Raw genomic sequence first — 11,366 nt, forward strand, 5'->3', positions numbered from 1 at the left:
CTTGCGGGATAGGGGGATTAGCCCCATGCTTCTTTTAGACCCGTACTATCGCAGATTGGCCTGCCCTTTCGGACATTCTCGCCATAGGCATTTTATAGACCCCCGGCCTAACGCTCACAGCCACCTCTGGCTTGCTTTGCAACTGCCGCTGTTTCCATTGTTTACCACGCGCAGAGCGAACGCAGTCAGCCGTCTTTAACGGGCTCCTGACCCTGGCCGTTTCCAGCCAACGCCAGCCGTAGTTTTCAGGGTAGGCGTTTCAGGGCGTTACTCCTTCATTCCACCTATTGCAGTATCAGTTATTGCTTCCGATTAACTCGGAAACACCGCATTTTTAGCACTACCTGGTCTTAACGCCCACAGAGCTTTACTCCCTGTGGAATAGTGTTTGTATGCGAACGTGTCGCACTCTCCCAAAACGGGTCATTGTTGCTGGCGTTCTTGGGGGTGGTGTTGCGGATCAGGTTATGCACCAGCTTCATGGCGTCCTTGTCGTCCCGGATATAGGGGAAGGGGTTAAAGGCGTCGGAGTTGGCCGGGTCGATCAGGTCAAACACTTTAATGATATAACCCTTTTGAATGAGCAGCGGAGCCACGGCCCGCAGCATTTCTCCCTTGGGATCAGTCACAAGAAAACTGCAATTCGCCTGCATGAGATTGGGCTTGCAAAAAAAGCGGGTCTTGCCCGCGCCGGAGCCGCCGATCACGATTTGCAGGAGATTTCGCCGGTGCTTTTTCCCGTTGAGCCCCATGCGGACATTCTGCGTGAGGATGGTATTTTTCATGGGGTCTTTATCCCGGTACTTGGCGCAGAGCTGCCGGGGGCTGCCCCAGCGGGCGGAGCCGTGCTCCTCGCCGGGGCGCCGGTTCTCCTTGGTGGAGAGGTACAGCGCGGCGGCCCCGCCATACAGGAACAGTCCGATCAACATGAATTTCGGGGTATGGGCCGTCCAGCCGATGGCAAAGGGGCGCTCCACCAAAACGGTGAAACGCCCCAGCAGGTCAAAGATGTTCATGCCGTCCTCGTAGGCGTAGGCCATAATTGCCGCCGCCCACAGGACCGGAACCGTCAGCAGCGCCCACGGGAGGATGCCGCTCTCTTGCTGTTTCTTCATAGGCCCGCCCTACCTTTCCGGCTGACTCGGCTTTTCCTGCCGGGCAGGCCGGGGCCGCTGCCGGACCGGGAGTATGGGCACAGCCAGCTCATGGAACACAGACGCCCGCAGGCGCTCCGCCTCCTCCTGTGTCGCGCCGCCCTGGGTGATAGTGGCGCTGGGGAGATTTTGGATGCCGCTGGCGGCTACCCTGCCGTAGCTGCTGCCATCCAGCACAGCCCCCAGGAAGTCCACGCGGTCCAGCGTGCAGTCCAGCGTCAGGCAGGATTTCAGCCGGGCCTCCTGGAAGGAGACGGAGACAAGGGAGCTGTCCCGGAAATGGGAGTGTGCGATGCTGGCCCCGGTGAAGTTGACCATCCGGAGCAGTGCGGAGTGAAAATCGGTATCATCAAGGGTGGCGTTGTCAAAGACCGCGCCCCGGATGCCGCAGACGGAAAACTGGCAGCTCTGAAATTGTGAAAAAGAGCAGTCCACATTGTCGGGCATACAGTAGATGGTCACATGGTCAAAGTAGGACTCTGTGAAAAAGTCCGGGGGAAAACCATGCTCCGCCGCATGGTCGAACAGGGGCTGGCTGATGATCTTCAAGGGCCGCTTGGGGTCAAAGTCCCACATCTCATGGTGGTATTCCTGTGCGCCCGTCAGGGTATAACGCCGTGCGCGGTTTGATTTTTGAACACAGAACGCCTCCACATCCCGCCTGATTTTTTCTACCTGCCCGGCCTCTCCGCCGCACGTCTGCGCTAAAAGCGAATAGAGCATATCAAGGGATAATTCGGAACGGTCCTGTAAAATATCATTGGTCTCCCGGATGGTCTGTACCCGGTTCGCGCCGTTGTACTGCGTCGGGTCAGCCCGTTCCAGCATATCAGCGATACTCTGGCTGATTGCAAGGCCGCTGCGGACCGCTTGGAAATGAGCCATAAAATTTCCTCCTTTCTGGCATATTGGTTACTTTTTGCGAGAGTGCGAAAAATGTCGGGAAATGCGTCTCAAGTTGAGACGCATTTCCGACAAGGAAAAATTAGTAGCCGGTCTTGGGCAGGGGCGTGGGCTTGCCGTACACAGTCGTCACCCAGCGGGACACGGCCTGTACCCATACGCCGTCATGGGTTCCGCCCACGTCGGCCACATTCACAAAGCTGCTCCCTGCGGTCAGGCCGGACACGGCCTTGCAGTGGAGCATGGGGGCCTCCACCTGGCTAAAGCCGCCGGGGACCTGACCGAACACGAACATAATTTCCGTGACGCGCTCGTTTGCCGCAAGGCCCAGGGCCGTGGGGGACGCGGCCAGCGTGTAGTTCCGGCTGGTGCTGAGACTGTCGGCCAGGGTGCGGTTGAAGTGCCCCCTGTCAAGTAGACAAAACAGAGAAAAAGAAAGGCAGGAATGGCAATGAGATAGCTTTTGCCTCTATTTCACCCCAGCTGCCAAGAATTCCATAGGCGTCACACACCCAAGCTTTTTTTGGTATCGTTCATGGTTGTAGAAATAGATGTATGCGGCGACCGCCTCGCAAAGCTGGCTGTAGTCATCAAAATGATGTAAATAGTACATCTCGGATTTCAAAGTACCCCAAAATCCTTCCATGGGCGCATTGTCCAGGCATTTTCCTGGACGGGACATACTTTGACAGACACCGGCCTCCTTCATCCTTTTTTGAAAGGCGCGGCTGGTATATTGTGCGCCCCGGTCGCTATGAACCAGCGGATGCGCATCGGGATACTGCCGGAACGCCCATTCAAAGGCTTCGAAGACCAAAGCGATGTTATTACGCTGCCCGAATGAAAAACCTACAATATTCCTTCCGTACAAATCCAGGACTGCGCACAAATAAGCTTTTCCGCTTGTCCCATATTTGAATTCTGTTACATCCGTCAGCCACTTTTCATTTGGTTTCTTTGCCGCAAAGCCCCTGTTCAAAATATTTTCCGCAAGATATTCATCCGAAGACTTCTTCCTGCGTGTCCGCTTTCTTCTCCTGCATACAGAGCGGAGGTCAAGGAGCCGCATCAGCCGGTATACCCTCTTCAGATTACACTTGATTCCATACCGTCGTTCCAAAATGATCTGCATCTGCCGGTAACCGGGAACGCCGTGCTGGCTTTGGTATATTTCAACAATTAGATGAGCCAGCTTTTCGTCTTCCCTCTGCTTGGGACTTGCCGCTCGGTTGAGCCATTTGTAATACCCAGCCCGGCTGACGCCTGCTGCCATACAGAGCTTGCACACAGGCCAGTGATACGTCTCATGCAGTTCCTTGACGGTTTGATAGGCCGTTTCATGCCGGACCCCGCTGAAGTCCGGCAGCTGATTTCTGGGCCAGCATATCTGCTGGTATCTCTGCTGTACCGCCATTTTCATTTCCAGTTCCAGGCTGTTCATCCGCAGGCGCTGGTTCTCCGCGGCAAGGCCGGACGAACGATGGTCACCGTCCAACCCCTCCAAGCCTGCCTTGTGGTATCGCTGTACCCAGCCATAAACCTGCTGATATGTGAACCCGAAGCAAGCCGCGGTCAGCTTGTAGTTTTTTCCATGAGTGATGCAATACTCCACCGCTGCTTTACGCTCTTCATAAGATACCATGGTCAACGGAACACTCCTTCTGCCTCCGGGAGAACGGAATCCTTTTTGACCATTATACAACTTAATCCACTGTTCCAGCTGCGATCTTGACCGCAGCTGATATTTTTTGCAGACTGCCTCTATACTTATCTGACCGGACAGATACAGCTCTGCCGCCTGCTGCTTTACGATTGCGGGATAGTGATGATTCCCCTTCCGGTGACGCAGCCCTTCCTCACCAAACAGATCATAATTCTGAAGCCATTTCTGTAGGGTGCTGCGCTGCACCCCAAATCTTGCTGCGATTTGATTCAGGCTCCCGGCTCCGGCATAGCACTGCTTCACTGCATCGATCTTTGTTTCCGCACTGATTGCTGACATAATGATGCTCCCCTTCGAGTAGTCTGCAAGTTTTTCTCGCTTTGTCTACTCTATGGGGAGCATATCAGTCTGCCGGTTGGTGATCTCCAGTGTAGCCGTGCCGCCGTCCTTTACCTCAATCTGATGAGGTGTGTCGTCCAACTGATAGCCCTTGGCCGCTTTCAGCTCCACCACCTGATACCAGCCCTTTTCCGCTTCGGGCAGATTGATAACGCCGTTTTTGTCGGTGGTGTAGGTGCCCACAATCTCCCCGTTGAGCTTGCGGACTTCAAACTGGACGCCCTTAATGCGCTCCCCGGTTTCCTCGTCCTTTTTGATGATGGTCAAACCGCCGATTTTGGTATTATACACGGTGATGGCCTGCGTGTCGGTGGGATTCACCTTGACGGTCTGCGTCCTGGTTCCTTCGTCCATGACGTAACCGGGCAGGGGCTTGGTTTCGGTGATGACCAGCGTACCCACCACGCCGGAAATGCGGATTTCGCCATTGGCATCCGTCTTGTAAAGGCCCTTGCTGGACAGGTGGCCGTAGTCGTCGTCCAGGTAGGAGCCGTCCGAGTAGGTGATCTGGAACTCCACCCCGGCCAGCGGTTCCCCGGTCTGCTTGTCCAGCTTCTTCACCACGATACAGCCCTGCTCCTGATTGTAGAAGCGGAGGGTCTGCGCCTCGCCCACCTTGATTTTGATGCTCTTGGGCGTGGTATCGAGGACATAGCCCTCCAATGTCTTGATCTCCTTGGCGGTAATGGTCACGCCGGGTTCCAGGCCCTCAATCACAATGCGGCCATTTTCGTCGGTGATATACTCGCCGTTGGAGCTGCCTACCACCTGACCATTGGACTCCGTTATCAGGAAAGTTACCCCTTTCAGCGGGTCCGTGGTCCCGGTGACATACTTCTCAATGACCAGCCGGGTCTTGGGGTCGTTCTCAAACGTCAAATCGTTGCCGCCGCCAGTCCCGCCATTGTTCCCGGTATTGCCGCCGCCCGAACTGCCGCCCGTGCCGCTGGTGATGCTGTTGGAGCCGTTGCGGACGATGATGGTCTGCGGGGTGGTGTTCAGCACATAGCCGCTGGGGACCTTGCTCTCGCTGACCACAACGGTACTGCCGGGAACAAGGCCGGATACGGTCACAGTACCGTCCTTGCCGGTGGTGTAGCGGCCCAGCACGGTCCCGTTGCCGTCCTTCACGGTAAATTCCGTGCCAGGAACGGGCTTGCCCGTCACGGAGTCCAGCTTGGTCAGGGTCAAACTGCAAAGCGGCTCATTGAGAAACACAAGGGTCTGCGTGTCCTCCGGGTTGACGGTGACAGTCTGCGTCTGCGTGGACTGGTCGATCACATAGCCGGGAGCCGCCTTGACCTCCTTGGCAACAATAGTCCCGGTCACGCCGGAAACGCGGATTTCTCCCTTGTCGTCTGTGGTGTACAGGCCATTGGAGGACAGATGCCCGTTGTCATTGTCCACATAGCCGCCGGAGGCGTAGGTGAGCTGGAACTGCGCCCCGGCGATCAGATTGCCGGAAACACTGTCCTTTTTCTGAATGACCAGCGTACCGGCCTTTTTGTTCCAGAACGTCAACTGCTGGACTTCCCCGGCCTTAATCAAAATGTCCTGGGGAGTGCCGTCGAGGACATAGCCCTCCACGGTCTTGATCTCGCGGGCAATCACGGTGGTGCCGGGTTCGATGCCATCGAGAACGATCTCTCCCGCCTTGTCGGTGTAATAGGTTCCATCGTCCGGGCCAACAGCGGCCCCGGAGCCGTCCACCACCTTGAAGCACACGCCGGAAAGCGGTTCATTTTCAGTGCCCTCAATAAATTTTCGGATAATCAGGGTGGTGGCAGGCTCGTTGTCAAAAATCAGGCTGTTGGCAATGCCGGTACGGACAACGATATTTTTCGGGGTTTCGTCCTTGATATAGCCGGTGGGGGCCTTGCTCTCGGACACCACGATAGTGGAGTTGGGGGCCAGCCCGGAGACGGTCACAGTACCGTCCGTCCCGGTGATATACCGGCCATTGTTGGGGCCGATAGCCCTGCCCTCGCTGTCCCGGACCAGGAACTCCGCCCCTTTCAGCGGCTTCCTGGTCACAGCGTCCCGCTTCAAAATAGTGAGGGTACAGAGCGGGTCATCGTAGAAACGGAGGGTCTGCGTATCCCCGGCGTTGACCACAACGGTCTGCGGGGTGGGGTCCGCCTGATAATTGTCCGGGGCCTTGACCTCGGACACCACATAGGTTCCGGGGAGCAGCTTGGACAGCACGATCTGGCCGCCGCGGTCGGTGGTGTACAGGCCGTTGCTGCTGGTGAGGCCCTCATTGTCCGGGGTCAGCTCCCCGTTGGCGTTGGTGATTTTGAACTGAGCGCCGGAGAGGGGCAGCTTCGTCACACTGTCGTACTTCTCCACGATCAGCCCGCCCTTGGGGGTGTTGGTGACAATGACAGTCTGTGTGTCGCCGTTGGCCCCAATGACCACGTTGGTGCTGGGGCTGTCCATGACATAGCCTGCCGGGGCTTTTGTTTCAGTCAGTACATAGGCCCCCGGAGCGAGGTTGGTAATGCGGATTTCGCCGTTGCTGTCGGTGGTGAACAGACCGTTCTGGGTCAATGTGGATGTGCCGATCACACCGTCCAGACCTACCTCACAACCTGCGGCGGTAGCCACTCTGAACTCCGCGCCGGGGAGGGGCTGGCCGGTGAGACTGTCCCGTTTCTGGATAATCATGGAGCCTTTCGGCTGGTTCTTAAAGGTGAGGGTAACGGTGCGGCCCTCCTTGATCTGCACGGTCTGGCTCTGGGTGTCGATGATAAAACCGGCAGGGGCGCGGGTTTCCGTGACTACCACGCTCTTGCCGGATTTCAGGCCGGGGATGCGGATTTCGCCGTTCTCGTCGGTGCGGTAAACGCCGTTGCTGTCACCGATTAAAGTACCATCTGCATACATGATTTTGAACTCGGCATCCTGGAGCGTAATGCTGGGATTGACGGAACATACCTTTCTGATAAGCAAAATCCCGTCCGGGGAATTGTCAAAACGGACAGTAATGACACTCTGTTCCCCGCTGTCCGCCAGATACACCGTCTCGGAGGCGTTGATGATGGAGTACCCGTCCGCAGGGCTGACTTCCTCCACGACGTAAGTGCCGCTTTTCAGCCCTGTCCAGATGGCGGTGCCGTTCTTCCCGGTCACTTTCTGCCCGATCACGGTGCCGCCTGTGCCGGAAGTCCCGCCCAGGTAGCGGAGCTGGAAGGTGCATCCCGGCAGGGCCTCATGGGTCACACTGTCGTATTTCTCCACAATAATTCCATTCAGCGGCTCATTCTGGAAAGTCAGGGTCTTACTCTCGCCTCCGTGGATGATGACCTTCTGGGTGGTAGGTTCCTTCATCTGAAAGCCGGGGGCGGGGGCCACTTCGGTCACGGTGTACTCGCCGGGGTACATCTTCTTGCCCTGCTCATGCACCTTGATCTGACCGTTGGCGTCGGTGAAAATATACCCGTAGTCAATGGAGCCGGGAGCGTCCGCCGCCTCGCCGTTGCTGGTGTAGGTGACATGGAACTTGGCCCCCTCGATGGGAGCGCCCGCCACACTGTCCTCCTTAAAAATCGTCAGCTCCGGGGCCTTGTGGTCCTTAAAGGTGACGGTTTTCTCATCGCCGGGGTTCAGGCTGACCGTCTGCTCCCGGTCTGCGTTCCTGCTGGGGAGGTAGTAGGGCGCGGGCACGGGCTTCTCCGTGATTTTATAGGAGCCGGGGGCCAGCCGCAGGGAAACCGTTCCGTCCGCGCCGGTGGTCACATCGTTGCGATAGTCGCCGTCAATGGCCTCGATGGTGAACACAGTGCCGGGGATAATATCATTTGTATCAGCATCAAGTTTGGCGATGGTCAGAAGGGGCTGCTTCAAATTATCGAAAATCAGCTCCCGTTCCTCGCCGGGGCCGAGGTAGATGGTCTGCATGGGTTCATCCCCCACCACATAGGGGTCCGGGACGGACTTCTCAATGATTTCATAACTGTCCACGGGGATATTGGTCAGGACGGCCTTTCCGTCCGGCCCGGTGGTCACGTCGTTGTGATAGCCGTAGTGGATGCCCTTGACCTCAAAGACGGTTCCGGGAATGACCTCCTTGGTCTGCGCGTCCCGCTTGAGGATGGACAGGCTGGGCAGCTTCTTATCCGCCGCCGTCACGGTGACAGTGCCGCCGCCGTTGATAGTGGCCTGATCCACATGGGCGATAACCGGCTCAGTCAGTGTGGCATAGGGGGCCGGGGCGCTCACCTCCACAAAAGCGTACATCCCCTCGGTCACGTCCGTTACGGTGATGGAGCCGTCCGCCTTGGTGGCCTCCGTGCCGATGATCTGGCCGTCCTTGATGATGTTGAACACCGCGCCGGGGAGAGGGTTGTCGCTGTCGTCCAGCTTAATCAGCTTGACTTTCACTTTGGCGTCATTTTCAAAGACAAGGGCGATGTCGGTCTTGCCGTCCCAGCGGAAGGTCTGCTTGGTCTTATTCACATCGGGGCTTTTGGTGTAGCCCTCCGGGGGCGTGACTTCCTCGGCGGTGTAGCTGCCGAGGGGCATATCCTTCCAGGGTACGTCGGTCAGGTAGCCGCCGGTTCCGGTGACATATGTGCCGGTAAAATCATTGTCCACGCCCTCAATTTTAATAACCGCTCCGGCCAGCCCCTTGGTGGGATCGTCCGCGTCCACCTTGCGGATGCTGCCCTCGCCAGTAATGGTGGGGGTATCCGCAAAGGTGACGGTCACGGTGTTGTTGCCATTGCTGGGCAGGACAACGTACTGCGGGCCAGCGTTGTCGATCTCGTAGCCCTCCGGGGCCTCCAGCTCGGTTACGGCATAAGTGCCCGCATCCAGGCCGAACAGGGTATAAGTCCCATCTCTCCCTGTCACGATTTCTTTTGAGTAGGTCCCGTTTTCCGAACGTACCATAAACCGCGCCCCGGCAAGACCCTTGTTGGGGTTGGTACTGTCTACCTTTTTGACGGTAAGCTCATATTTTTGGCGGGTGATGTTCAGCTCGCCCACCATAACGGCCTGTACATCATTTGCGGGGTGATAGTTGGAGCCGGGTCCGGCATAATTGAACTCATAAACGCTGCACTCGCCCCATACGCCCTGATTTCCCAAATCCAGAATATACTGGGCGCGGTCGCGGAACGATTTACCGTCCATGGTATCGTCAATACTGGTATAGCTGGTATGCTCCAGATTGTTGTAAACGCACAGCAGTTCCTCGGCGCAGGCCACAACGGGATCGGAGAGCAGACCGGACTTATAGCGCCAGATAATCGCCTGTACCCAAGCGTTCATGGTCCATGCGTAGCCGCTGTCCCACACATCGTCCACACCCAGAGCGCGGGCCTCGTCGGTGAATACGCCGGTGGAGTGGGCGTAGTAGTAGGCCATCATGGTCGATACAGTGGGATCTGAAACGGACCGGGGATTATCCCAGGTGTGTCCCTCCAGCGACCAGCCCATACCCTTGCCCTTTTCCGCGCAGAAGCCAATCGTACTCTGTTTGTTGTAGTCAAAGGTCATCTGGTGGAGGTAGCACGTCCCCAGGCTGGGGGAAACGTAGGATACGCCGTTGTGGGTGCAGTCCTCCATCTTGATGGTGTCCGGCGCGGCGGTGCTGCGCGTGGCGGCGCTGGCGGGAGCCGTCAGCATACTGAGGATGGAGACGACTGCCAGAAATAATGCGGTAATACGGTTTTTCATATAGCCTCCTGTTCATGTTCGTGCATGAAAGGAAGCTGTAACTCCCCTGAAAAGTTGGGAAAATCCTCCTTTCATGCGTGATTGGAAGTTCTTTTCCCGTTCTCATTTTTCGGGGATATAAAAACGCCGCCCTGTGCGGCAGGACGGTCATGGGGAAATGTGTCGAAATGCGTCTCAACTTGAGACGCATTTCGGGCAGGGAAAAGGCCCTCCAGCCTGGGGCTGAACGGCCTTTCCGTGTCCATATTCAGTTATTCGTAGGGGTTGTGGGTATTCGGCTGGCCGATGAACATATAACAGTAAGTCACGCCGCCGCTTTCAGTCACGCCCACGCCAATGCTGTCGCAGGCCGGCTTTAGCATAGTCTCAAAGTGGCCGGGAGAATTGATCCAGTTTTCCAGGGCGTGCTGGGCGGCGTCCTCTGTGGCGACGCCGGTGAATACTGTCAGATTTACGCCAAAACCGTAAGGGTAGCCACTGGCGAGTGCGGCTTCACATTCCTCCTGGGAGTGATGCCAGGAATACCGCTTGTCCGAAATAGTCTGGGCTGCGTTCATCAGGGCCTCGTTTACCATCAGTTCCGATACGCCGTTGGCCTTGCGGGTCTGATTGATAAGCCGTATCAGTTCCTGCCGCACATCCAGATTTTCCGGCTGGCCTGCGCTGTTGTCGTTGGCGGGAGCCGTTGGAGCGGCGGAAGTGCCGGAGCCAACGGTAAGCGTCAGGGTTCCGCTCTCTCCGGCACGGTTGGCGGCGGTGATCTCAGCGGTTCCCTCTGCCTTGGCTACGGCCACCCAAAAGCCTGTGATCTGCTCCACCAGCACCGTGTCCGGGTCGCTGGAGGTAACGGTGTACTCCGTCCCGCTGGGGCCGATGATAAGGCCGCTTCGCTCTCCAACTGCCAGGGTATTGCCTTTATAGCTGCTTACCCGGACAGCACTTGCCGGGGGCGCGGCGGCCAGGGCAGGGACAGGGAGTAGGGAGAGGGCCAGAATGGCGGCGATGAGCCGCGCGGTCAATCCTGCTTTTTTCATGGTCGTTTTCCTCCTGTAATGTAGTTTTTAGGTTGGTTTTCCTACAATTATTATACTACATTCAAGGGAATTTGTCTAAAAATGCAATATCACGTCGGGAAATGCGTCTCGAACTGAGACGCATTTTTCGTTAAATTTCCACCCCCCGGACACACCAGCGGTACTCGCTCTCATTCATCACACAAGTAAAAAGGGTGATGCAGTTGTCGCTGGTGGCCTCCAGCATGGTGTTGTCCATCACGTCAACTTTTGCAACACTGGTAACAGTGTAGGTCCGGGTTCCCAGGGCCGTGGTGAGGGTGATGGTGTTGCCCGTGTCAAGTGTATGGATTTTGCCAAAATGGTTGTTTACCCCCCGGTTGTGCCCGGCCAGCGCCACATTGCCGCCCCAGATGCTGGTGTTGGTGAAGTTGATATGCTCCCCATAGAGTAGACAAAGCGAGAAAAACTTGCAGACTACTCGAAGGGGAGCATCATTATGTCAGCAATCAGTGCGGAAACAAAGATCGATGCAGTGAAGCAGTGCTATGC

Annotated in this window: 6 protein-coding genes and 1 pseudogene; all 7 read right to left on the reverse strand. The window is 56.8% G+C overall.

Features of this window, described 5'->3' with window-relative positions; translation table 11 throughout:
• Positions 1-350: 350 nt before the first annotated feature.
• The 7 genes and pseudogenes from C816_RS02955 to C816_RS02985 all read right to left on the reverse strand — a co-directional run bounded on the left by C816_RS02955 (position 351) and on the right by C816_RS02985 (position 11,250).
• Positions 351-1,115 (reverse strand): type IV secretory system conjugative DNA transfer family protein, encoded by a 765-nt coding sequence (locus C816_RS02955; RefSeq protein ID WP_016320930.1) that lies wholly within the window; start codon positions 1,113-1,115, stop codon positions 351-353.
• A 9-nt stretch (positions 1,116-1,124) separates the two neighbouring features.
• Positions 1,125-2,039: a pentapeptide repeat-containing protein gene (locus C816_RS02960; protein ID WP_016320931.1), complete on the reverse strand. Its 915-nt coding sequence runs from the start codon at positions 2,037-2,039 to the stop codon at positions 1,125-1,127.
• Positions 2,040-2,139: 100 nt separating this feature from the next.
• Positions 2,140-2,451 (reverse strand): annotated as a pseudogene (locus C816_RS02965) (hypothetical protein); the annotation flags it as partial.
• Between the two features lie 75 nt (positions 2,452-2,526).
• Positions 2,527-4,059 carry an IS3 family transposase gene (locus C816_RS22310; protein WP_016320743.1) on the reverse strand — a complete coding sequence of 511 codons (1,533 nt, stop codon included), beginning with the start codon at positions 4,057-4,059 and terminating at the stop codon, positions 2,527-2,529.
• A 45-nt stretch (positions 4,060-4,104) separates the two neighbouring features.
• On the reverse strand, positions 4,105-9,801 hold the full coding sequence (locus C816_RS02975) for a SpaA isopeptide-forming pilin-related protein (protein WP_016320933.1): 5,697 nt from the start codon (positions 9,799-9,801) through the stop codon (positions 4,105-4,107).
• Positions 9,802-10,052: 251 nt separating this feature from the next.
• Complete coding sequence (locus C816_RS02980) at positions 10,053-10,835, reverse strand: CAP domain-containing protein (RefSeq protein ID WP_016320934.1); 783 nt, start codon at positions 10,833-10,835, stop codon at positions 10,053-10,055.
• Between the two features lie 130 nt (positions 10,836-10,965).
• Positions 10,966-11,250 (reverse strand): sortase domain-containing protein, encoded by a 285-nt coding sequence (locus C816_RS02985; protein ID WP_081646248.1) that lies wholly within the window; start codon positions 11,248-11,250, stop codon positions 10,966-10,968.
• Positions 11,251-11,366: the final 116 nt, after the last annotated feature.

Source organism: Oscillibacter sp. 1-3, assembly GCF_000403435.2.
Lineage (GTDB): Bacteria > Bacillota > Clostridia > Oscillospirales > Oscillospiraceae > Oscillibacter.